At 71.8% G+C, this 21,722-nt stretch carries 25 protein-coding genes; 10 read left to right on the top strand and 15 right to left on the bottom strand.

Annotation, left to right across the window (positions count from 1 at the left end):
• Positions 1-6 precede the first annotated feature (6 nt).
• From sucD to ACLBXO_RS04320, 3 genes are all read left to right on the top strand, one after another.
• Complete coding sequence (gene sucD, locus ACLBXO_RS04330) at positions 7-897, top strand: succinate--CoA ligase subunit alpha (protein ID WP_331293864.1); 891 nt, start codon at positions 7-9, stop codon at positions 895-897.
• 141 nt (positions 898-1,038) lie between these two features.
• Positions 1,039-3,789 carry a phosphoenolpyruvate carboxylase gene (locus ACLBXO_RS04325; protein WP_331313488.1) on the top strand — a complete coding sequence of 917 codons (2,751 nt, stop codon included), beginning with the start codon at positions 1,039-1,041 and terminating at the stop codon, positions 3,787-3,789.
• 188 nt (positions 3,790-3,977) lie between these two features.
• A complete protein-coding gene (locus ACLBXO_RS04320) occupies positions 3,978-4,949 on the top strand; it encodes an HpcH/HpaI aldolase/citrate lyase family protein (protein WP_447684605.1) in 972 nt (323 codons plus the stop codon).
• A 180-nt stretch (positions 4,950-5,129) separates the two neighbouring features.
• On the opposite strand, the gene ACLBXO_RS04315 is transcribed toward ACLBXO_RS04320, so the two are convergent.
• The 4 genes from ACLBXO_RS04315 to ACLBXO_RS04300 all read right to left on the bottom strand — a co-directional run bounded on the left by ACLBXO_RS04315 (position 5,130) and on the right by ACLBXO_RS04300 (position 7,821).
• Complete coding sequence (locus tag ACLBXO_RS04315; RefSeq protein WP_447684604.1) at positions 5,130-5,981, bottom strand: glycosyltransferase family 2 protein; 852 nt, start codon at positions 5,979-5,981, stop codon at positions 5,130-5,132.
• Positions 5,978-6,571, bottom strand: coding sequence for an SAM-dependent methyltransferase (locus ACLBXO_RS04310; protein WP_331313490.1), 594 nt, complete (start codon positions 6,569-6,571; stop codon positions 5,978-5,980). The genes ACLBXO_RS04315 and ACLBXO_RS04310 overlap by 4 nt, the downstream gene beginning before the upstream one ends.
• Positions 6,568-7,305: a PIG-L deacetylase family protein gene (locus tag ACLBXO_RS04305; RefSeq protein ID WP_331313491.1), complete on the bottom strand. Its 738-nt coding sequence runs from the start codon at positions 7,303-7,305 to the stop codon at positions 6,568-6,570. Before ACLBXO_RS04305 ends, ACLBXO_RS04310 begins: the two co-directional genes overlap by 4 nt.
• A gap of 192 nt (positions 7,306-7,497) precedes the next feature.
• Positions 7,498-7,821 carry an XRE family transcriptional regulator gene (locus ACLBXO_RS04300; RefSeq protein WP_331313579.1) on the bottom strand — a complete coding sequence of 108 codons (324 nt, stop codon included), beginning with the start codon at positions 7,819-7,821 and terminating at the stop codon, positions 7,498-7,500.
• A 217-nt stretch (positions 7,822-8,038) separates the two neighbouring features.
• On the opposite strand from ACLBXO_RS04300, the gene ACLBXO_RS04295 reads away from it, so the two are divergent.
• Positions 8,039-8,554 (top strand): META domain-containing protein, encoded by a 516-nt coding sequence (locus tag ACLBXO_RS04295; protein WP_331313492.1) that lies wholly within the window; start codon positions 8,039-8,041, stop codon positions 8,552-8,554.
• A gap of 94 nt (positions 8,555-8,648) precedes the next feature.
• A complete protein-coding gene (locus ACLBXO_RS04290) occupies positions 8,649-8,819 on the top strand; it encodes a hypothetical protein (protein WP_331313493.1) in 171 nt (56 codons plus the stop codon).
• Between the two features lie 29 nt (positions 8,820-8,848).
• On the opposite strand, the gene ACLBXO_RS04285 is transcribed toward ACLBXO_RS04290, so the two are convergent.
• Positions 8,849-9,064 carry a hypothetical protein gene (locus ACLBXO_RS04285; protein WP_331313494.1) on the bottom strand — a complete coding sequence of 72 codons (216 nt, stop codon included), beginning with the start codon at positions 9,062-9,064 and terminating at the stop codon, positions 8,849-8,851.
• Positions 9,065-9,171: 107 nt separating this feature from the next.
• Positions 9,172-9,450, bottom strand: a complete 279-nt coding sequence (locus tag ACLBXO_RS04280) for a hypothetical protein (RefSeq protein WP_331313495.1) — start codon at positions 9,448-9,450, stop codon at positions 9,172-9,174.
• 157 nt (positions 9,451-9,607) lie between these two features.
• Here ACLBXO_RS04280 and ACLBXO_RS04275 point away from each other — a divergent pair, with 157 nt between their 5' ends.
• Positions 9,608-10,141: a gamma carbonic anhydrase family protein gene (locus tag ACLBXO_RS04275; protein WP_331313496.1), complete on the top strand. Its 534-nt coding sequence runs from the start codon at positions 9,608-9,610 to the stop codon at positions 10,139-10,141.
• Between the two features lie 40 nt (positions 10,142-10,181).
• Here the strand turns inward: ACLBXO_RS04275 and ppa are convergent, their stop codons facing one another.
• Both ppa and ACLBXO_RS04265 read right to left on the bottom strand, forming a co-directional pair.
• Positions 10,182-10,715 (bottom strand): inorganic diphosphatase, encoded by a 534-nt coding sequence (gene ppa / locus ACLBXO_RS04270; protein WP_020092642.1) that lies wholly within the window; start codon positions 10,713-10,715, stop codon positions 10,182-10,184.
• Positions 10,716-10,826: 111 nt separating this feature from the next.
• A complete protein-coding gene (locus ACLBXO_RS04265; RefSeq protein ID WP_331313497.1) occupies positions 10,827-11,333 on the bottom strand; it encodes a GNAT family N-acetyltransferase in 507 nt (168 codons plus the stop codon).
• 208 nt (positions 11,334-11,541) lie between these two features.
• Between ACLBXO_RS04265 and ACLBXO_RS04260 the strand changes: the two genes are divergently transcribed.
• Positions 11,542-12,267: a tyrosine-protein phosphatase gene (locus tag ACLBXO_RS04260; RefSeq protein WP_331313498.1), complete on the top strand. Its 726-nt coding sequence runs from the start codon at positions 11,542-11,544 to the stop codon at positions 12,265-12,267.
• Positions 12,268-12,276: 9 nt separating this feature from the next.
• On the opposite strand, the gene ACLBXO_RS04255 is transcribed toward ACLBXO_RS04260, so the two are convergent.
• Genes ACLBXO_RS04255 through ACLBXO_RS04240 form a run of 4 tightly spaced genes read right to left on the bottom strand, consistent with a single transcriptional unit; the run spans position 12,277 to position 14,533 of the window.
• A complete protein-coding gene (locus ACLBXO_RS04255) occupies positions 12,277-12,579 on the bottom strand; it encodes a BrnA antitoxin family protein (RefSeq protein WP_447684603.1) in 303 nt (100 codons plus the stop codon).
• The gene (locus tag ACLBXO_RS04250) at positions 12,560-12,856 is read right to left on the bottom strand and encodes a BrnT family toxin (RefSeq protein WP_447684602.1); all 297 of its coding nucleotides are present in this window, start codon (positions 12,854-12,856) and stop codon (positions 12,560-12,562) included. The genes ACLBXO_RS04255 and ACLBXO_RS04250 overlap by 20 nt, the downstream gene beginning before the upstream one ends.
• Positions 12,857-12,907: 51 nt before the next feature.
• A complete protein-coding gene (locus tag ACLBXO_RS04245) occupies positions 12,908-13,765 on the bottom strand; it encodes a prephenate dehydratase (RefSeq protein ID WP_447684601.1) in 858 nt (285 codons plus the stop codon).
• Positions 13,766-13,789: 24 nt separating this feature from the next.
• The gene (locus ACLBXO_RS04240) at positions 13,790-14,533 is read right to left on the bottom strand and encodes a 3-deoxy-manno-octulosonate cytidylyltransferase (protein ID WP_447684600.1); all 744 of its coding nucleotides are present in this window, start codon (positions 14,531-14,533) and stop codon (positions 13,790-13,792) included.
• 308 nt (positions 14,534-14,841) lie between these two features.
• Between ACLBXO_RS04240 and ACLBXO_RS04235 the strand changes: the two genes are divergently transcribed.
• Together ACLBXO_RS04235 and ACLBXO_RS04230 are read left to right on the top strand one after the other, a co-directional pair.
• Positions 14,842-15,813, top strand: a complete 972-nt coding sequence (locus tag ACLBXO_RS04235) for a c-type cytochrome (RefSeq protein ID WP_331313501.1) — start codon at positions 14,842-14,844, stop codon at positions 15,811-15,813.
• Positions 15,814-15,971: 158 nt separating this feature from the next.
• Positions 15,972-17,132, top strand: a complete 1,161-nt coding sequence (locus ACLBXO_RS04230) for a multidrug effflux MFS transporter (RefSeq protein ID WP_331313580.1) — start codon at positions 15,972-15,974, stop codon at positions 17,130-17,132.
• Positions 17,133-17,401: 269 nt separating this feature from the next.
• Here ACLBXO_RS04230 and ACLBXO_RS04225 read toward each other — a convergent pair whose 3' ends face one another.
• Together ACLBXO_RS04225 and ACLBXO_RS04220 are read right to left on the bottom strand one after the other, a co-directional pair.
• Positions 17,402-17,905 carry a GNAT family N-acetyltransferase gene (locus ACLBXO_RS04225; protein ID WP_447684599.1) on the bottom strand — a complete coding sequence of 168 codons (504 nt, stop codon included), beginning with the start codon at positions 17,903-17,905 and terminating at the stop codon, positions 17,402-17,404.
• A gap of 64 nt (positions 17,906-17,969) precedes the next feature.
• Positions 17,970-19,166, bottom strand: coding sequence for an MFS transporter (locus tag ACLBXO_RS04220; RefSeq protein ID WP_331313503.1), 1,197 nt, complete (start codon positions 19,164-19,166; stop codon positions 17,970-17,972).
• 80 nt (positions 19,167-19,246) lie between these two features.
• On the opposite strand from ACLBXO_RS04220, the gene ACLBXO_RS04215 reads away from it, so the two are divergent.
• On the top strand, positions 19,247-20,038 hold the full coding sequence (locus tag ACLBXO_RS04215) for a helix-turn-helix domain-containing protein (RefSeq protein WP_447684598.1): 792 nt from the start codon (positions 19,247-19,249) through the stop codon (positions 20,036-20,038).
• A 13-nt stretch (positions 20,039-20,051) separates the two neighbouring features.
• On the opposite strand, the gene ACLBXO_RS04210 is transcribed toward ACLBXO_RS04215, so the two are convergent.
• Positions 20,052-21,515 carry an FAD/NAD(P)-binding protein gene (locus ACLBXO_RS04210; RefSeq protein WP_447684597.1) on the bottom strand — a complete coding sequence of 488 codons (1,464 nt, stop codon included), beginning with the start codon at positions 21,513-21,515 and terminating at the stop codon, positions 20,052-20,054.
• Positions 21,516-21,722 lie beyond the last annotated feature (207 nt).

Below are 21,722 nucleotides of genomic sequence, written 5' to 3'. Positions count from 1 at the left end.
CGCGCCATGAGCATCCTCATCGACGAGACCACCCCGATCATCGTCCAGGGCATCACGGGCGACAAGGGCACCTTCCACGCCAAGGAGATGCTCGACTACGGCACGAACGTCGTCGGCGGCGTCACGCCCGGCAAGGGCGGGCGCACCCATCTCGGCCTGCCGGTGTTCAACACCGTCAAGGAGGCGGTGGCGGCGACCGGCGCCACCACCTCGATCACCTTCGTGGCGCCGCCCTTCGCGGCGGACGCCATCATGGAGGCGGCCGATGCCGGGCTGCGGCTGGTCTGCTCGATCACCGACGGCATCCCCGCCCAGGACATGATGCGGGTGAAGCGCTACCTGTACCGCTACCCCAAGGAGCGGCGGACCATGGTGGTCGGCCCGAACTGCGCCGGCATCATCTCGCCCGGCAAGGCGATGCTCGGCATCATGCCCGGCCACATCTACCTCCCGGGCAATGTCGGGGTGATCTCCCGCTCGGGCACGCTCGGCTACGAGGCCGCCTCGCAGCTCAAGGAGCTGGGGCTCGGGATCTCGACCTCGGTGGGCATCGGCGGCGACCCGATCAACGGCTCGTCCTTCCTCGACCACCTCGCCCTGTTCGAGACGGACCCGGATACCGACGCGGTGCTGATGATCGGCGAGATCGGCGGCCCGCAGGAGGCCGAGGCCTCGGCCTGGATCCGCGAGAACATGTCGAAGCCGGTGATCGGTTTCGTTGCCGGGCTCACGGCGCCGAAGGGCCGGCGGATGGGCCATGCCGGGGCGATCATCTCGGCGGCCGGCGACAGCGCCGCCGAGAAGGCCGAGATCATGCGCTCGTATGGCCTGACCGTGGCGCCGGATCCCGGCAGCTTCGGGCAGACCGTGGCCGACGTACTCGCCCGCGCGGCGTAGATCCTTCCCTCCCCCTTGCGGGGGGACCGAGGGTGGGGGTGGTGCAGGATCGGGCGATCCGGTGCCTTCTGAACCACCCCCACCCCCAACCCCTCCCCGCAAGGGGGAGGGGAGCGCAGCCTTGCGCCACGAGGTGGCCCCATGACCCGCACCCTTCACGCAACCCCCGGTCTCGTCGACGCCACGGCCTTCGCGCCGCCGGTCATCGTCGGCACGTCGTCGGAGCAGGCGCTGGACATCCTGTTCCAGGCGCTGCTCGACGTCGCCCGCCGGCACGACCCCGACCTCGAGGCGGTCCTGCACGGCACGGCCGACATCTCGCGCTTCTCGCCGCAGATGCTCGCGCGCGCGCTCCAGGTGCAGGGCATCTGGTTCCAGCTGATCTCCATCGCCGAGCAGAACGCCGCGATGCGCCGCCGCCGGCACGTGGAGCGCACGGAGGGCCGGGCCGCGCTCGGCGGCTCCTTCGCCAAGGTTTTTTCCGACGCGCGCAAGCAGGGGGTGCCCCCTGAAAAGATCCAGGCGCTTCTCAGCGACCTGCGTATCCGCCCGACGCTGACCGCCCACCCCACCGAGGGCAAGCGGGTCACGGTGCTGGAGAAGTTCCGCCGGATCTACCTCGTCCTGCGTGAGCTGGAGATGCCGCGCTGGACCGACCGCGAGCGCAACGGGCTCATGAACGAGCTGCGCGACCAGATCGAGCTGGTCTGGATGACCGGCGAACTGCACCTGGAGAAGGCGACCGTCGAACGGGAGGTGGCCTGGGGGCTGCACTTCTTCGACGAGACCCTGTTCGAGATGCTGCCCGAGACCCTGGAGACCCTCCACGAGGCGCTGGCCGAGACCTATCCGGGGACCGACTTCAAGGTCCCGCCGTTCTTCCAGTTCGGCTCGTGGATCGGCGGCGACCGGGACGGCAACCCCTACGTCACGGCGGCGGTCACCCGGCAGACCCTGCACCGCAACGCGCTCGCCTCGCTCACGCGCTACCGGGACGGCGTGCGCGAGCTGGGCCGCACCCTGTCGCTCACCGAGCGCTCGCTGCCGCTGCCCGAGAGCTTCCGCGCGGAACTCGACCGCCACCTCGCCGAGAGCGGGCAGTCCCGCGCCATCACCCGGCGCAATCCGGGGGAGCCGTATCGCCAGTACCTCTCCTGCGTCCTGCGCAAGATCGAGGCGACCATCGCCCGCAACGAGGGCGAGCACCCGTCCGGCCCCGACTACGCGAGTGCGGACGGTCTGATCGAGGACCTGCGCACCCTGGAGCGCGGCCTGACCGAGGCCAAGTGCGGGGCGCTGGCGCGCGATCTCGTCCGTCCGGTCCGGCGCATGGTCGAGATCTTCCGCTTCTCGACGGTCCGCCTCGACCTGCGCGAGAACACCACCCGGACCACCGACACGCTCCACGCCCTCTGGCGCCAGCGCAACGGCGAGGGTGAGCCGCCGGCCCTCGGCTCGACCGCGTGGCGCCAGTGGCTCGACGCGGAGCTCGCCCGACCGCGCGACCCGGAGCGGTCCTTCGAGGACCTGCCCGACGCGGCCCGCGAGACGCTCGCCACCTTCGCCCTCGTCGCCGAGATGCGCGAGGCCCTCGACCGCGAGGCGTTCGGCGCCTTCGTGCTGTCGATGACGCGCTCGGTCGAGGACGTGCTCGGCGCCTATCTGCTGGCCAAGGAGGCGGGAGTGTTCCTCGACGCGGCCGGCACCGAGATCTGCCCGCTGCCGATCGTGCCCCTGTTCGAGACCATCGACGACCTGCGCGCCGCCCCGGCGATCATGCGGGCGCTGCTCGGCACGCCGGTGGTGCGCCGCTCGACCCGCTGGCAGGGCGGGGTGCAGGAGGTGATGATCGGCTACTCCGACTCCAACAAGGACGGCGGCTTCGTCGCCGCCAACTGGGAGCTCTACAAGGCGCAGAGCAAGCTGACCCGCCTCGGCGAGGAGCTCGGCGTCGGGATCGCCTTCTTCCACGGGCGTGGCGGCTCCGTGAGCCGCGGCGGCGTGCCGACCCAGAAGGGCATCATGGCCCAGCCGCCGGGCTCCATCCGCGGCCGGTTCCGCACCACCGAGCAGGGCGAGGTGGTCTCGTTCAAGTACGCCAACCGCGGCACGGCCGCCTACCAGATGGAGCTGCTGGCGGCCTCGGTGTTCGAGCACGCGCTGGCCGGCGACGGCGAGCGGGCGGGGCCGGGCCACGACGACGCCCTGGAGGCGCTCGCCGGCGCCTCGCGGGCGGCCTACGTCCAGCTGCTCCAGACCGACGGGCTGGTCGATTACTTCCAGGCGGCGAGCCCGCTGGACGAGATCGCGCTCCTCAACATCGGCTCGCGCCCGGCCCGCCGCTTCGGCGCCCGCTCGCTCTCGGACCTCCGGGCGATCCCCTGGGTGTTCGCGTGGTCGCAGAACCGGCACGTCATCACCGGCTGGTACGGCGTCGGCTCGGGGCTGGCGAGCTTCATCGACGTGCGCGGCCGCGACGGAGAGGCGACGCTCAAGCGGCTGTTCACCGAGTCCCGCATCCTCCGCCTCGTCCTCGACGAGGTCGAGAAGACGCTGATGATGGTCGATCTCGACATCGCCCGCGCCTACGCGGGCCTCGTCCCGGATGCCGGCATCCGCGATCGCATCTTCGCGATGATCGAGGCCGAGTACGCGCTGACCCGCGAGATGGTGCTGCGGGTGAGCGGCGGTGGGGAACTCGCCGAGCGCTTCCCGCTGTTCCGGGATCGGCTGAAGGGCCGGCTGCCGACCATCAACCAGGTGAGCCGCGAGCAGGTGGAGCTGCTCGCCCGCTACCGCTCCGAGACGGACGAGGACCGGCGCGAGGCGGTGAAGTCGGCCCTGCTCCTGTCCATCAACTGCATCGCGGTCGGCTTCGGGGCGACCGGTTAGGAAGGGGCGCAACAGGCTCTCTCTCCTGCACGGGAGAGGAAACCCGAGCCTGAGACGAACCGCGATGGAGCGAACCGAAACGCGCCTCCCCGCCCTGTCAGGGGCCGAGGGGCGCGCCATTTGCCGCCGGTGAACGGGAGCGCATCCCGCAACGGCACCAGAACCGTCACCAGGAGAGAGAACCCGAGATGAGCTTCACCCTGATCCAGCAGGCCAAGCCGCGCCTGCACCGGTCCGAACTCGCCGTGCCCGGCTCCAACCCGACCTTCATGGAGAAGTCGGCCTCCTCGGCGGCGGACGTGATCTTCCTCGATCTCGAGGACGCGGTCGCCCCGGACGACAAGGAGAAGGCCCGCACCAACATCATCCAGGCGCTGAACGACCTGGATTGGGGCAACAAGACCATGATGATCCGCATCAACGGTCTCGATACCCACTACATGTACCGCGACGTGGTCGACATCGTCGAAGCCTGCCCGCGGCTCGACATGGTGCTGATCCCCAAGGTCGGCGTGCCGGCCGACGTCTACGCCATCGACGTGCTGGTCACCCAGATCGAGCAGGCCAAGAAGCGCGAGAAGCAGATCGGCTTCGAGGTGCTGATCGAGACGGCCCTCGGCATGGCCAACGTCGAGGCGATCGCCCAGTCTTCGAAGCGCCTGGAGGCGATGTCGTTCGGCGTCGCCGACTACGCCGCCTCGACCCGCGCCCGCTCCACCGTCATCGGCGGCGTGAACCCCGACTTCTCAGTGCTGACCGACAAGGACGAGGCCGGCAACCGCCAGACCCACTGGCAGGATCCGTGGCTGTTCGCCCAGAACCGCATGCTGGTCGCCTGCCGCGCCTACGGCCTGCGCCCGATCGACGGACCGTTCGGCGACTTCTCGGATCCGGACGGCTACCGCTCGGCGGCCCGCCGCTGCGCCGCCCTCGGCTTCGAGGGCAAGTGGGCGATCCACCCGAGCCAGATCGAGCTCGCCAACGAGGTGTTCACCCCGTCGGAGGCCGAGGTCACCAAGGCCCGCCGCATCCTTGAGGCCATGGAAGAGGCCGCCAAGGCCGGCCGCGGCGCCGTCTCCCTGGACGGACGCCTCATCGACATCGCCTCGATCCGCATGGCGGAGGCGCTGATCGAGAAGGCGAACGCCATGAAGAGCTGAGGCAGCCCGCGGGCGGATCCCGGCACAGGGCCGGGATCCGCCCTCCGCACCGCGATGAACGTCTCGTCGTTGCGAGCGCAGCGAAGCGATCCAGGATCGCGGCAACGGCGACATGCGTGTCGCTGCTGGATTCCTTGGCTGCGCGCGCGCGGACGGCGGCGCCGCGCGGGCCGAGTCCCGTCAGAACGGACGATCGTCCGGCAGCCGCGCCGCTTCCATCTCGCCCGGCGTCGGGTCCCGGTGAACCACGATGCCGCTCGACCGATCCGCCGCGATCAGCCCGAGCCGCGCGAACCCGTCGAGCCATCCGTCCATCGGCCAGATCCCGTGCCGGTCGTGAAAGCGGGCCGCGTTGGCGACGATGTCGCGGAAGTGCTGCAGCGGCGGGTCGTAGCCCGGATGATGCTGGTGGTAGGCCCGGGGGCCGCCGAGGAACAGGATCGGCACGCCGGCCCGCTCCGCCCGGAAGGCGAGGTCGGTATCTTCCGCGCCGTAGCCCGAGAAGGTCTCGTCGAAGCCGCCGAGGCGGTCGTAGGTCGAGGCCCGCACCGCGAAGGCGAGGGACCAGAACAGGCCGGGCTGCGGCGCCGGCGCCACCGTGCCGGCGGGCGGGAAGGCCCGCACCGGGTGCGGCGCGCCGAGACGCGCCAGGTCCGTCTCGCGCCACCCGTCCGCGACCGCCCCGGCCGGCAGGTAGCCGATCTCGCAGCAGATGAGGCCGTCCCGCTCGGCCACCGCCCGGGACAGGCCCGCGACGAGCCCCGCCGAGGGGATGCAGTCCACGTCGAGGAACATCAGCGTGTCGGCGCGGGCGGCCCGGCGTCCGGCATTGCGCGCCGCGGCCAGCGGCAGGCCGGCATGCGGGAACGGCACGCGCTCCACCGGGAAGGGAAGGGCCGGGTAGGGCGCCGCGTCGTCGCCGATCTCGACGACCACGCAGCGATCGGGCGGGTCGCCGCGGCCGAGACCCTCGAGCAGGCGTGTCAGGTGCGCGCGCCGGCCCTTGTTGAGGGTGATGACCGCGACGCTCACGGGGCGGTTCCGGCGCGCAGGACATCGAGCCGGTACTTGTCCGTCCGCGCCTGATTCAGGACCTGGGCGAAGGGCGCGGACAGCCGGATGAAGCCCTCGGCGGCGCCGTCGCCCGAGAGCGGGTAGTCGGTCTCGCCCAGCCAGTGCACCAGCACGATGTCGCCACCGGGCACGATCGTCGCGCCGGCCCGGCGCACGAGCGCGGCGAAATCGTCCGGAGCCAGGAAGTACAGGAACTCGGAGAGGACGATCAGGTCGAACCGCTCCTCCGGCCAGTCCGCCGGCATCGCGCCCTGCCGGACCTCGACGTGGGGGCGATCCGCGCAGCGTTCCCGGGCGGCCTCCGCGGCGGCCGGGACCAAGTCGGTGGCGAGCAGCCGCTCGCAGCGCTCGGACAGGGCGCGGGTGAAGACCCCGATGGAGCAGGCCGGCTCGAAGGCGGCCCGGTAGCGCGCCCGCGGCAGGGCCGCCAGCGTCGCCGCGTACTTGTCGCGCTCGTAGGATGACGTGGTGAAGCGCCAGGGATCCGGGTCGCTGGCGTAGATGCCGAGGAAGTAATCCTCCGGGAGGGTCTGGGTCCGCCGGGTCATGCGGGGACCGCGACGAAGCGTTCGTAGGGGCCGCAGAGCCGGTCGATCATGGCGGGCTCGAGCCGGAAGCCCGCGGGATCGTCCGCGATCAGGTCGGTGGTCTGCGATTCGTGGGCGGCGACGGCGCGCACCTTGGTCTCGCGATAGGCGGAGACGTCGAGGCGCAGGCCGGCCGGGCTCGGCCCGACCTCGGTCTCGGGTGGCAGGGTCCAGCCCCAGACGGGGTACTCGTAGACCCGCACGCCCGGCATCCGCGGCCGGGCGAGGGCGACGATCGCGGCGGCCGCCCTGTGGTCGCAATGGGGATCGTGGCGCCACGTGACGAAGACCGCGCCCGCCCCGATCGCCGCGGCCGCGCCGGCCACGGCGGACGCGGCCGCCTCGGCCTCGGGGCCGTCGCTCGGGACGTGCGCGTCCGGCAGGCGCAGGAAGGTGACGGCGTCGGGCCCGAGGCCGAGGACCGCCACGGCCCGCCGGGTCTCCGCCTCGCGCAGGGCGCGCAGCTTCTCCGGCGGGTAGAGGCGGGAATGCGTGTGCGACCCGCAGCCGTCGCTGACCACGACGAGGTGCACGGGCCGCCCCGACGCCCGGGCAGCGGCGATCAGCCCGCCGCATCCGAGGCTCTCGTCGTCGGGATGCGGCGCGACGACCACGAGACCCCGGCTTCCCAGGAGGGCATCGAGGCTCGCCACGGGCAGCGCGTCGGCGGCGGCCAGGAAGGCGTCGGCGCGCATCAGCGGCCTCCCGTCCGGTCGGCGGCCAACCGGAAGACGGCCATGGGGGAGCGCCGGTCGCACCGCGACGGGCTGCAGACGGGATCGATCACGGGACGCTCCAGGGACGGTGCGCGGGTTCGGACGTCCCCGGTTCTCAGGCGCGGCGCATGAACGCGCCATGAGCGGCGCGTTCGCAGTGGCCGGCGGGTGTCAGCGATCGTTCTCCGTGGTCAGGGCGTCGGCGCGGGTGCCCTCGTCGACGCCCCGGTCCGCCGCGAGCCGGACGCCGGGCGTCGGCGCGTCGCTGAACACCGCCCCGGCCGCGCTGAGGGCGCTGCGCAGGGCCTCGATCTGTCCGCTCGGCGCATCGCTGTAGCCGCCCTCGAAATCGCGCACGAATCGCTCGTCCAGGCCGATCTTGCCGGCGAGATCGGCCTCCGACCAGCCGAGCAGCCCGCGGGCGGCCCGCGACTGCGCCGGGGTCATGGCGAGCGCCCGGGTCCCGCTCTGCGCGCCCTCGTCCGATCCTGCCAAGGTCATCCTCCTGCTCCGCGATGATCAACAACGATCGCCACCCCGGATCGTTTCCGGTCGGTCTTCGGCCGAGCGCGACCATAATTGTGCTGAAATCCTGTCGCATCCGCCAAGGCGCAAGATTCGGAGCGGTCTCGCGAGGGACCGGGCCGCGCGGCCGGCGCGGCGTTTCCGGAGGATGACCTGCGCGCGGCGCGCGCGACATGGGGACTGGACGATGAGAGGGGTGCTGATCGCGAGCTTGGCCTGCGCCGTGCTGGCCATGGACCTGTCGGCGGCGACGCAGGCGCAGGCGCAGATGGGCGGCTCGCCGACCGGCTTCGGCCGGGGCAACCGCCGGCCGGGCGGCGAGGAGGAGAAGAAGCCCCAGTACGTGCCGGGGGCCAAGGCCAGCGAGAAGATGTTCCCGCTGGATTCGACCTGGACCGCCGTGAGCCTGAACGGCAAGCCGTTCACGGGCGGCGACCGGCCGAGCTTCATCATCGACAAGCAGTACCGCGCCCGCGGCTACGGCGGCTGCAACACCTTCGCGGCCACCGCCTTCCCGCTCAAGGAGCAGCACATCGCCGTGGGCCCGCTCGCTCTGACCAAGAAGAGCTGCGACAAGGGCCTCGCCGCCACCGAGCAGGCCTTCTTCATCGCCCTGCGCACCTCGGCGGTGTGGGACATGGTCGGCTCGCAGCTCGTGCTCAAGAGCCCGAACGGCGAGCTGAAGTTCGACCGGGCCCTTTAAGGACCGGTTCACCACGCCGGACGAAGGCATCGGCCGGTTCAGACGCCCTTGAGGGGCGTCGAGGCTCACTCCTCGCGTATCGAGGAGGCCACGGATGCCAGTCGGGATCGGGATCGGGATCGGACGCGGGGACCCCCTGCGTCCCGCGGTGACGCGGACCTCGCGCTTCTCGGGTCCCGAGGGCTTCCATCCCGGTGCCCTGTGGCTCGCCACGGCGGTCCCGCTCCTGGCGACCGTCCTCCTCATGATCCGGCTCTTCGCCTGAGGCGGAGTCCGCGCCGGGCTGGCCGAGCGTCATCGGCAGCCGGTCGTATCCGGTCCCCGACGAAGCTCCGCGACGCGGCTCGGTTCGGGCACAGCCTCCGATCGCAACGCGACGGGCGGGAACAGGGCCGCCAGGCCCGCGGCCACGCCGTACAGGACGGGATCGGCATTCGGGCCCACCTCGGGTGGACGCAGATCGCTGGTCAGCTTCGTGCGCCGGCGGGCATCGCGCGCGTTCGCGAGCATCTGTCCGCGTCCCCGTTGTTCACCTGATCGGACTGTCAATGCCGCGCTCCGCGTTTCGTTGCCGCGGAGGTCCGATATTTCTCCCGATCCTCACCCGCGGCCGAATCTCAGCCCCGGCGGCGGAGAATCGTCACCGGTCGACCCTCGTAGAGCGGGCAGGCGGCCGGGACGACCTCGACGATCGACGCGCTCGGGCAGCGCGCCCGGCACCGCTCGGCCGCCGCGATCTGATCGCCGCCGCAGGCATCGGCGAAGCAGAAGGTCCCGAGATCCTCGCAGGTCGCCCGGAACCGGCCGAGGGGCGCGGGCCCCCGCAGGTCCGCGGCCCCGGCCGCCTGGGTCATGAGGAGCGCCGTCAGGCCGATCAGGGCCGGGAGCCGTGCCATCTCTGTCTCCGATCCGGGTCGGTACCGCTTGCGGAGCCAGCCTAGCATTGGCAGCCTGGAGACGTCGTACCATTCCCGCGACAGGCGACGCGCGTCGTCCGCCGCGATCCCGGCCGCGCCGCGCGGCCGGGACGACCGCTCCCTCCGAAAGGCCGCCATGCCGCTCTACGCCCTCGACGAACACGTCCCCCACCTCGCCGACCCCGACCGGGTCTGGATCGCGCCCGACGCGCAGGTGGTCGGCCGCGTGCAGCTCGGCCTCGATGTCGGGATCTGGTTCGGCGCGGCCCTGCGCGGCGACAACGAGCCGATCCGCATCGGCGACCGCACCAACGTCCAGGAGGGCGTGATCATGCACGTCGATCCCGGCTTCCCCCTCGTCATCGGGACCGACGTCACGATCGGGCACGGCGCGATCGTGCACGGCTGCACCATCGGGGACGGCAGCCTCGTCGGGATGGGGGCGACGGTTCTGAACGGGGCCCGGATCGGCCGCGGCTGCCTCGTCGGCGCCAACGCGCTGGTCACCGAGGGCAAGGAGTTCCCGGACAACAGCCTGATCGTCGGGGCGCCGGCGAAGGCCGTGCGCACCCTCGACGAGGCCGCGATCGAGGGTCTGCGGCAGGCCGCCCTGCGCTACGTGGAGAATGCCCGGCGCTACCGGGCCGGGCTGCGCCGCATCGACGGCTGACGCGCCCGGGCCGCTCCCGAGCGGGAGCGGCCGGGTCGACTCACTTCTTGGCCTTGCCGCGCTCGATCGCTTCCTCGATCAGGCGGTGGGCCTCCTCCTTGTCGCCCCAGCGGACGAACTTGACCCACTTGCCGGGCTCCAGATCCTTGTAGTGCTCGAAGAAGTGCTGGATCTGCTGGATCGTGATGTCGGGCAGGTCGGTGTAGTTCTCGACCCGGTCGTAGCGCTTGGTCAGGTGGCGCGAGGGCACGGCGATGATCTTCTCGTCCTCGCCGCCCTCGTCCTGCATCACCATGACGCCCACGGGGCGCGCGCTGATGATCGCGCCCGGCAGCACCGCGCGCGTGTTGGCCACCAGCACGTCGCAGGGATCGCCGTCGCCCGACAGGGTGTGGGGGATGAAGCCGTAATTGCCCGGGTAGAACATCGGCGTGTACAGGAACCGGTCGACGACCAGCGCGCCGGATTCCTTGTCCATCTCGTACTTGATCGGCTCGCCGCCGAGCGGCACCTCGACGATCACGTTGACGTCGTGCGGCGGCTTCTTGCCGAGCGGGATGGCGTCGATCTTCATGGCCTGTCGCTTCCGGAACGCGGTCTCGTCCGCTTCCCGGATCTCTTAGAGGCGCGGCCTGGCAAAGCAAATCAGTCGATGGTACGGCCCGGCAACGAGCGCTGGAAAACGTTAGCCGAAGAGAAACCCGACCTTCGGGAGCGGGAGGCCCGCCACGCGGTCCAGCACCCGCGGGCCGGCGACGCCGCCGAGCCCCTCGTAGAAGGCGCTGGCGCGGGCGTTGTCCTCGAGGCTCCAGACGCCGAGCCGCGTGAGGCCGTGATCCGCGAGGTCGTTGCGCACCGCCCGGAACAGGCGGCGGCCCAGGCCGACACCCTGGTATTCCGGGAGCAGGTAGAGTTCGTCGATCTCGGCCTCGGTGCCGAGCGTCCGGCTGCGCGTCCGTCCGTAGGCCGCGTAGCCGACGACGAGATCGCCCGTCTCGACCACCGCGATCGGGCGCCCGCGGCGCAGGGCGCCCCGCCACCACGCCCGGTCCCGGGTGGAGATCAGCCGCTCCAGGGCGACGCCCGGGATGATGCCGCGATAGGCCTCGCGCCACGACGCATCGAACACCTTGGACAAGCCGCCGAGATCGGCCTCGCGGGCCCGGCGGATGCTCGTGGTGCGCGTGCTCATGGGCCTCGGGCCTCCCATCGTCCGACCGGCGGATAACCCGCGCGGCCCGCGCAGGTTCGATGCCGATCCAGGCAGAGTGAAGGCAAGAATGGCGCCGGATCGCGTCGTCGGGCGCGTCGCCCGCCCGCCGGTCGTCGGGCGGCCGGCGAATTGCCGGGTCGGCGGGTGGCTGGTAGAGCCCGGGCTGGTCCCCTCCCGGCAGCACCCCGTGTTCAACCGCTTCCTCAAGCCCGAGACGCGCTACGCGCGCCGCATGGCCCGGATCGCCCGGTTCGAGCGGCCGATCGCCGGCCCCGGCGACCGGCTGATGGCCTGGGCCAACATGCTGCTGATGGACCACGGCGTGTTCCGCCTCGCCTATCTCAACCGGCACCGGGTCGGCTCCGGCGCCCTCTGGCGCTCGGCCCAGCCCGGCCCCCACCAGCTCGCCCGCTTCCGGGCCGAGGGGGTGCGGACGATCATCTCCCTGCGCGGCGGGCGCGAGCACGGGTCCTGGCCGCTGCAGCGCGAGGCCTGCGAGCGCCACGGGCTCACGCTCGTCGAGTTCGTGCTCCGCTCGCGGGAGGCGCCGGACCGCGCCACCATCCTCGGCGCCAAGGCGTTCTTCGCCGGCATCGAGTACCCGGCCGTGATGCACTGCAAGTCCGGCGCCGACCGGGCCGGCCTCGCCTCGGCCCTGTACCTGATCCTGCACGAGGGCCGCCCGGTGGCCGAGGCCGCCCGGCAGCTCTCCGCCCGCTACGGCCATCTCCGCTTCGCCAAGACCGGCATCCTCGACGCGTTCTTCGCCCGGTACCGGATCGAAGGCGAGGCGAAGGGGATCGACTTCCTCACCTGGGTCGAGACGATCTACGACCCGGAGGCGCTCAAGCGGGACTTCCGGCCGGGCTTCTGGTCGGATCTGGCGGCGGACCGGGTGCTGCGGCGGGAGTGAGACGCCGATCTAGCGCCGCTTCTCCTGCGACCGCACATAGCTCTTCAGCACCGCGTTGATCCGTGATTGATAACCGCGGCCGCCATCTCTGAAGTGTCGTAGCACGTCCGCATCGAGTCTCAAGGTGATCTGTTCCTTGGTTTCCGCAGGGACTGAGGCGGCGTTGTCCCAGAAGCCGGGCGGCACGAGGCCGGCATCAGGATCGGCTTCGGCGCGCCGATCGATCTCCGCATCGTCCAACGCCTTGAGGGCATCGCTCAGCGGTGCGGCGCGGGGCATCGCGTCGAGGCTTTCATACCGGACGATGGCCATACGCCCGCGCCCTGGCCTCTGCGTAGACTTCCCTGTCATGGCGGTTCGCCTTCCATGCCGAGATGATGCGGATGTCGCCGTCGCGTTCCACGTGAACCACCCGCAGAACAACTCCGTCGTATAGGCCGAGGCTGATGAAGCGGTGCTCTCCATATTCGCGACGCGTGTCCTCCCGCGTCAGGCGGAACCCCCGGAAGATCTCGGCAGCCTGCCGGAACCCAACGAGATGCTTGGTCCGATTCGCCGCATCCTTGTCGGGATCCCACTGAAAGCCCATGGCTGGATGTAGCTACAGCGCGTCGCTACAGCAATACGAACGTCGCGTGCCTCACTCCGCCGCGGGCCGCGCCGCCTCGCGGAACGGATGGGCCGGGTAGGTGCCGATCACCCGCAGCTCGCGTGAGAAGAAGCCGAGCTCGTCCAGCGCGCGCCTGAGCCCCGGATCCTCCGGGTGGCCGTCGACCTCGGCGTAGAACTGCGTCGCGGTGAACTCGCCGTCGACCATGTAGCTCTCGAGCTTCGACATGTTGACGCCGTTGGTCGCGAAGCCGCCGAGCGCCTTGTAGAGGGCGGCCGGGATGTTGCGGACGCGGAACACGAAGCTCGTCACGCAGGGCCCGGTGCCCTCGCCGACCGGCTCGGGCTCGGGGGAGAACACCACGAACCGGGTGGTGTTGTGCGCCTCGTCCTCGACGTCGCGCTCCAGGATGTCGAGGCCGTAGACCTCGGCGGCGAGCGCGGGCGCCAGGGCCGCCCGGCTCGGGTCGCCGATCTCGGCGATCTCCCGGGCCGCCCCGGCGGTGTCGCCGGCGACCGCTGCCTTCAGGCCCAGCCGGCGGATGATCCGGCGGCACTGGCCCAGCGCGTGGACGTGGCTGTGGACGCTCCTCAGCGCCTCGAGCTTCGTGCCCGGCAGCACCATCAGCTGGAAGTGGATCGGCAGGAAGTGCTCGGCCACGATGTGCAGCGGCGAGATCGGGATCAGGTGGTGGATGTCGGCGACGCGGCCCGCGATCGAGTTCTCGATCGGGATCATCGCCCGCTGGGCGCGCCCCTCCGTGACCGCCGCGAAGGCGTCCTCGAAGGTCGGGCAGGGGAGGGGCGTCCAGTCCGGATAGGCCTCCGCGCAGATGATGTGCGAGTTGGCCCCGGGCTCACCCTGGTAGGCGATCGTGCGGTCGGTCATGGCGGCGCGGATTCGTTCGTCGGGTCAGTTCAGGCGCCGGCCCCGCAGCAGGGCGCGGGCCCGCTCCAGGTCGGCGGGGGTGTCGACGCCGAGCGGCAGGTCGTCGACGATGGCGGCATCGATGCGCATGCCGGCCTCGAGGGCCCGCAGCTGCTCCAGCTTCTCCCGCACCTCCAGCTCGCCGGGCGGCAGGGCGACGAATCGGCGGAGCGCCGTGCGCCGGTAGGCGTAGAGGCCGATATGGTGCCAGAGGGGCCCGTCGCCCCAGGGCGCGCGGGCGCGGGTGAAGTAGAGGGCGCGCAGCCGCCCGGGGCCGACCGCGTGGCCGACGAGCTTGACCACGTTGGGGTTGTCGGCCTCGTGCGGATCGGTGATCGGCGCGCAGAGGGTGACGATGTCGACGGTGCGGTCGGCGAGCGGCACGATGGAGGCGCCGATGATCGCCGGATCGATGGTCGGCAGGTCGCCCTGCACGTTGACGATCACGTCGTGGCGGCCCTCCGGATCGACGATCTCGAGCGCCTCGGCGAGCCGGTCGGAACCCGACGGGTGGTCGGCCCGGGTCATCACCGCGAGGCCGCCCGCGGCCTCGACCGTGCGGGCGATCTCCGCCGTGTCGGTGGCGACCACCACGGGGCCGATGCCCGCCTCCACGGCCCGTCGCCAGACATGGACGATCATGGCCTCGCCGGCGATGTCGGCCAGCGGCTTGTTCGGCAGGCGGGTCGCGGCGAGGCGCGCCGGGATCAGGACCAGGGGATCGGACATCGAGATTCGGATCCGGATGCGCGGATCGGGGGCCGCGGCGGGAGGCGGCCGGCTGCTTAACAGGCCGGCCCCCGGTTGTCGTCCCCCGGAAACGGGCCGGGCGGCGGTGGAGAAAAGGTGCCACCCGGTGACAAGCTGGGCAATTCGGTGGAACAATCCTGCGCTGGAGCGACGCGGAGCGCCCCTGCGGCATTGTCAGGAACCGCCCTGAACCGCTAAGGCAACCTCGAAATCTTCCAATGTCCGGTGTCCGAGCCCGCTCGCCCGTGTCGGGCGCGCGATCGGCACGGCCGAGTTGCGAGAAGAGCATGAACTCGTTCGAGGTGAACAAGGTCCTGGGTGCGGTCCTCGGCGCCCTTCTGTTCGCGGCCGGATCGGGTTTCGTCGCCGAATTGATCTACCACCCGAAGCCGGCGGGCAAAGCCGGCTACGACCTGCCCGAGCCGCAGCCCGAGGCCGCCGCCGCGGCGCCCGAGGCCAAGGTCGAGCCGATCGCCGTCCGCCTCGCCAGCGCCAATGTCGAGAAGGGTGAGGCCGGCACCAAGGCCTGCCACGCCTGCCACAGCTTCGAGAAGGGCGGCCCGAACAAGGTCGGCCCCGACCTGTACGGCATCGTCGAGCGGCCGAAGGGCGCGCATGCGGGCTTCGACTACTCGGCGGCCATGAAGGAGAAGGGCGGCTCCTGGACCTACGCCGACCTCGACGAGTTCCTGACCAGCCCGAAGGCCTACGTGAAGGGCACCAAGATGGCCTTCGCCGGCATCGCCGCGCCGCAGGAGCGGGCCAACGTCATCGCCTACCTGCGGACGCTCGCCGAAGCGCCGAAGCCGCTGCCGGCCGTCGAGAAGAGCGACGCCGCCCCTGCGGCCGCGCCCGCCGCTGCCAAGCCCGAGGACAAGCCCGCCGCCGACAAGCCGTCCGCCGACAAGCCCGCCGCCGGCAAGGCGTCCGAGGGCAAGGACAGCCCGGCCAAGCCCGCCGATACCGGCACCGCCAAGCCGGTCGACGCGAAGTCGCCCGGCAGCCCGCGCACGACCGGCGAGTCGAGCGACCGAAACGCGCCGGCCCCGCCGGCCAGCGCCCACGACGGCGACCAGCAGGGCCAGCCCTCGAGCCTGATCCCCGCCGAGCCGACCGCGCCGACGGCGCCGGCCGCCAAGGAGCCGGCCGCGAAGGCCAATCCCGAGGCGGTCGAGCGGGCGAAGGACCTGGAGGTCGGCGGCCCGACCAAGGATCTGAACGCGCCGCTGCCGACCCCGCAGCCGCTGCCGAAGGAGTAGGCGGCCCCGCCGGGTGGGGGGACGGTCCCGCCCCTCGCGTGTCTGGCGCGTTCCGCCGGCATGGCTCCGGGCGTAGCCCTTGCTCTAAGGCGGCCGCGCCCCGGCATCCTGCCGGAACGAGAACCGCGTAGGACCCCTTGGCTGATCGAAGTCCCGCCGTGCCGGAGCGCCGGGCCCCCCTGCCGCTCCTCGTCGCCGTGACCATGACCGGTACGGTAGCGCTGCACATCTTCGTGCCGGCACTGGCGGCGGCGGCCGTCGACCTCGGCACCAACGCCGCCGGCGCCCAGCTGACGATCACCGTCTACCTGATCGGGCTCGCGGGCGGTCAGCTCCTCTACGGTCCGCTCTCGGACCGGTACGGGCGGCGCCCGATCCTGATCGGCGGGCTCGGCCTCTACCTCGCCGGGCTGCTGCTCGCGATCCCCGCGCCGAATATCGGCGTCCTTCTCGTCGCCCGTGTCCTGCAGTCGCTCGGCGCCTGCGGCTCGCTGGTGATCGGCCGCGCGATGGTCCGCGACGTCTCGACCCGGGAGGACGCCGCCCGGAAGCTCGCGATCCTCACCACCGCGATGACGCTCACGCCCGCGCTGGCCCCGGCGATCGGCGGCGTGGTGAACGAGGCCTTCGGCTGGCGCGCGGTGTTCGTGGTGCTGGCCGGCCTCGTCGCGGTGCTGGGCGCGCTCGTGGTGTTCACCCTGCCCGAGACCAACCGCCACAAGGTGGCGCTGCCGGGCCTCGTCGCGGTGCTGGCCGGCTACCTGCGCCTGGTGCGGGTGCCGGTGTTCCGCGCCTACCTGGTGGCGGGGGCCTGCGGCGGCACCAGCCTCTACGCCTTCCTGGCCGTGGCGCCGTTCCTCCTCGTGGACCGGCTCGGGCGCTCGTCGCAGGAGGTGGGCTTCGACTGCCTGATCGTCGTCTTCGGCATGGTCGGCGGCGCCGTCCTGGCGAGCCGGCTCGCCGCCCGGGTGCCGATCCGCAAGGCGGCGCGGAGCGGCAACCTGCTCTGCATCGTGGCGGCGCTGTCCCTGCTGATCGTGGACCGCACCGGCATGCTCGGCGTGGTCAGCCTGATCGTGCCGCTCTTCGCCTACGCGGTAGGCGTCGGCCTGCTCAGCCCCAACGCGGTGGCGGGGCTGATGAACGTCGACCCGCACGCGGCCGGGTCGGCCTCCAGCCTCTACGGCTTCACCCAGATGACGTTCGGGGCACTGTTCACCGCCGCGGCCTCGGCGTGGCCCGCGACCTCCGCGACGCCGGTGGCGCTGGCGCTGCTCGCCGCCGGGCTGATCGCCGCGCTGGCGCTCCGGCGGGCCTGAACGGGGGTCCGAACGGTCGGGCACCGGCCCTGGAGGTGTTCGCCGCTCGGCGGACCCGTCGGCCCCTCCGTCATCGCGAGCGACAGCGAAGCGACCCAGGGTCAGGGCGCCCTCCGTGAGTGTGGCGCTACGGGATTGCTTCGCTTCGCGCGCAATGACGGCGGCTGCGTGCGGGTTGAGCTGAGCCATCCACGCGCATGCGGAAGACCAGCCCGGTGCGGATCGAAATCACCGTCGGGGAGCCGAGGCATGCCCTTCGGGACCCCGCTTCAGGTCCTGACCGCCTCGATCAGGCCCGACACGCCCGCACGGAACTCCTCGGCCAGTTCCAGCCACAGCAGGCGCGCCGGGTCGACCGGCCCCGGCAGGGTCAGGCGCCCGGGCGGAACCGGCGCGAAGCCGAAGCGGGCGTAGTAGGGCGCGTCGCCGACGAGGATCACCAGACCCTCGCCCGCCCGCCGGGCCCCCTCGATCGCCGCGCGGGTCAGGGTGCCGCCGATGCCGCGGCCCTCGAAGCTCGGATCGACCGCCAGGGGGCCGAGCATCACGAAGGGCGTCGCCCCGGTGCGCACCGGACCCATCCGGACCGAGCCGACGAGGAAGCTGCCGACCGAGGCGGTGATGCCGAGATCGATCCGCTCGGCCGCGCCCTCCCGGAGCCGGTAGGCGGTGCGGGCGAAGCGGCCGGGGCCGAAGGCCCGGGCATGGAGGCGCTCGATGGCGGGGGCATCCTCCGGCCGCTCCGGCCGGATGACGAGGGACAGATCGGTCACGGGGTACTCGCGGGTCGGACGGGCGCCGCGTAGCAGCGCCGGGCCAGACCCGCAAACCGTCGCGCTACTCGGCGGCGGCCAGCGCGGGCCGCGCGCCGCCCTGCGTCAGCCTCAGGAAGCCGAGGGCCGCGAGCCAGATCACCGCGCCGCAGGCGGAGGCGACGCCGAGGACCAGCGCGAAACCGCCGCGATCGTGCAGCAGGGCGATCGCCGGCACCACGAAGCCGCTCGCCGTGAAGCCCACGAAGTAGCGCACGCTGTAGGCGCGGGCCCGGTAGGCGGGCGGCACGTAGCGGGCGATCATCGCGTCGTTGATCACCACCTGCCCGTAGATCGCCGTCATGGCGAGGACGAGCCCGGCGAGAAGCGGCAGGCCGGTGGAGACGGCCGCGAGCCCGAGGCCCAGAGGCTGCAGCACCGAGAGCGCCACGAACAGGGACGGCAGGCTGTAGCGGTCGATCAGGCGGCCCATGGCGAGTTGCATCAGGGCGCCGAACAGGAAGACCCCGGTGGCGATGGAGCCGGTCAGGGCCAGCGGCAGCGCCTGCCCGACCCCCTCGTCGATCACCTTGGGCAGGCTGATCGTCGTCAGGTTGAAGGTCAGGCCCCCCGCGAAGATCGACAGGGCGAACATCGCCATGAGCGCCCAGGGCCGGGTCACCGGGATCACCGCGGCGCCGCCGGCCTTCCGGCCCGCGGCGTCGCCGTCGCCCGGGACCAGGGCCACGAAGGCGGCCCCGCAGGCGAGGCAGACGAGGCCGGGGACGACGAAGGCCGCGCGCCAGCCGATCGTGGCGGCGAGCAGCGCGGTCAGGCCGGAGGCCGAGGCCGCGCCGAGATTGCCCCAGACGCCGTTGATGCCGAGATCGTGCCCGAGCCGGCGGGCATGGGTCACCAGCATGGCCGAGCCGACCGGGTGGTAGATCGCCGAGGCGAGCCCGAGGACGCAGAGCCAGAGGGCGAAGGCGAGCGGTGTCGAGGCGGTCGCCACGCCCAGGCAGGACAGGCCGTAGCCGAAGAAGAACACCGCCAGCATGTTGCGCCGCCCGAACCGGTCGGCGAGCGAGCCCATCGGCAGCGAGCACAGGCCGAAGGCCACGAAGGCGCCGGTGGCGAGCCCGATCAGCTCGCCGTAGCCGAGCCCGGTCTGGGCCGCGATGGCGATGACCGCGGTCGGGTAGATCAGCAGCACGAAATGGTCGAGGGCGTGCGCGACGTTGACGAAGCGCAGGGTGCGGCGGGACAGCGTATCCGAATCCATCGCGGCGTTTCCTCCGGGACGACCCCCTGATAGCCTGACCCGATGGCGGTGTTGGGCCGGATATGTACGCGAACGGGCCAATGTTGACGGAGGCGCACGGCGCCGCGGGGCGGTCGACCGAGGCGGCCGACTACCAGGACGTGCCCCGCCCGGTCGCGGTGATGCCCAAGACCTACGCGGCCGGGATGCATCTCGCCCGGCACTTCCATCCCCGCGCGCAGCTGCTCTACGCCACGTCCGGCCTGATGATGGCGTTCGCGGAGGACGGCACCTGGGTGGTCCCCGAGGGGCACGCCCTCTGGATCCCCCCGCTTCTGCCGCACGCGGTCGCGACACACGGGGCGGTCGCGATGTGCTCCGCCTATCTCGATCCCGCCGCGGTCCGGTCCTTCCCGGCGAGTTGCCGGGTGATCGCGGTGTCGCGGCTCCTCGCCTCCGCGCTCACGGCGCTGGCCGAGGAGCCTGTGCTCTACGCAGAGGATGGCCGCGGCGGCCATCTCGCCGCCCTGGTGCTCGACGAGATCGGCCGGGCCCCCGCCACGCCGCTCGCCCTGCCACTCCCGCGCGACGCACGCCTGCGCCGGGTCTGCCTGGAGCTGATCGAGAATCCGGCCTCGGAGGCCGATCTCGACGCCTGGGCCGACCGGGCCGGGGCGAGCCGGCGCACGCTGACCCGGGGGTTCCGCGCCGAGACGGGCCTGAGTTTCGGTGATTGGCGGGCCCGGGCCCGGGTGATCCGCGCACTCGCGCTTGCGGCCGAAGGACGCCCGCCCCGGGTTGTGGCGGCGGCGGTGGGGTATCGAAGTGTCCAGACACTACGACTGACGGTGGCGCGGGTGCTCGACGCTCACCCTCCCCGCTCGGCAACCTGATCGGGACCGACTCTCAAGCCTGTGCAGAGGGCTCAAGCGATGCGGACGGTTCCTGCGCCGCCGCGACGGACCGAGCCAGGTCGACGGCTTGGTTGCGGATGTCCGGCACGGCCGTGCATTCCCAGTATGCGCCGCGGAGCAACGGGCCCAGAGTCCAGAGGCGCGCCGCTGTATCGGATGCACCCAGGACCGTCAGATCGGGGCGCACGGCAAGACCGAGGCCGAACGGACCGGCTCGGACAAGGCCGCGACCGATCAGATTGCGCAGAAGCGGGTCGGTCGTATCCGCGACCCGTCCGACGCCGCGAACATCGAAGATGCGCTGCACGCCGAGGGTTCTGGGTTCGGATGCCCCCCGCGGCCGGTACGTGACGCGCGCTTCACCGGTCTGATCCTCGATCGCCACCAGCTTTCCGGCGAGCACCTGAAGCGAGCCGGCTTCGATCTCGTCGGCGATGGCCGCGCCCGTGGGCGGTGCGGAGCGGTGCCGATGCGTGTCCCAGAACGGGCGGAGATGGCGCAGGAAGCGCGCCTGGTCGGCTGGCGGCAAGCCGAGCCAGAGGGCGTCCGTAACCGGTCGCAGAGCGTCGATCACCCCGTGCCAGGCGATGCGAGCCTCCGCCGCGGAGGCGACCTCCCGGCGGATCCGGCCCAGAAGCCGGGTGATCGAACGTGTCTCGGCGGCCGTGAAGTCCGGACGCGGCCAGGGGTCGGCGCGTACGTGCACGGCCGGGATCCGCCCCCGCCGCGAGAGCGCGATGATCTGCCCGCGAAAGCCATGGCGCCGAAGACTGATCACCGCATCGACCATGCTGAGACCGGTCCCGATGATGAGAACCGGATGATCCGGATGCAGCCGCGCGTCATGCTCCGGATTCCACGGATCGCCCCGGAAGCGGCTTTCCGGTTCCTGGGGCAGGGTGAGGTTGCCCATCGCCAGCACCGCACCCGCGACGTCGACGCGTCGGCCGCCCTCGGCAACCATGACCAGACGGTCCTCGTCCGGCACGAGGTCGATGATCATGTCGTTGATCAGGTGCAGCCGCGGCGTCGAACCGCCGGTCGTCGCTTCGGTCAGAAGCGCCGCCAGATAATCTCCGTATAGCCCGCGTGCCGCGAAGGTCCCGGCCGGGGTCCGCCAGATGCCCACATGTCCGTGCCCGATCGCGGGGTTGCCGGCACCGGTGCCCGCCTCACCCGCGGCGATCTTCGAAAGCCAGTCTTCGAAATGGGAGGGCCGGTCGGGATAAGCGCTCATGTTGGCGGCGCGCACGTTGAGCAGGTGGTCGGGGTTCCCGGTGGCGTAGGCGCGACCGCTCCCGAAGCGCTCCGCCCGTTCACACAACAGAACCGACTGGTGCGGCGGCAAGCGGGCGAGCAGCTGTATCGCCGCCATCGTGCCGCTGAAGCCTGCCCCGATGACGGCAATGGGAGCGGGGTGCGGCCCGGATTTCAAGCTTTCGTCCTGGTCCAACATCGACGACGAGCCTGCGCCAGAAGACAATGCCACGACCCATCTGCCTAAAGTCGCGGATCAGGATCGATTCTGCCATGACATTGCCAGCAAAGGCGATCTGTGTCAGCCGGCACATGCGGGTTGAAGGGGGCTGGATCGGGGTGAATCTTTTCTGTCCCGCGGGATGAGGAAGAACTTTCCGCGATCCGTATCCTTTCGTATGGTGTG

This window comes from Methylobacterium sp. C33D, assembly GCF_053345825.1.
Note: the sequence above shows the minus strand (reverse complement) of the source record. Positions and strands in the feature narration are given on the sequence as shown.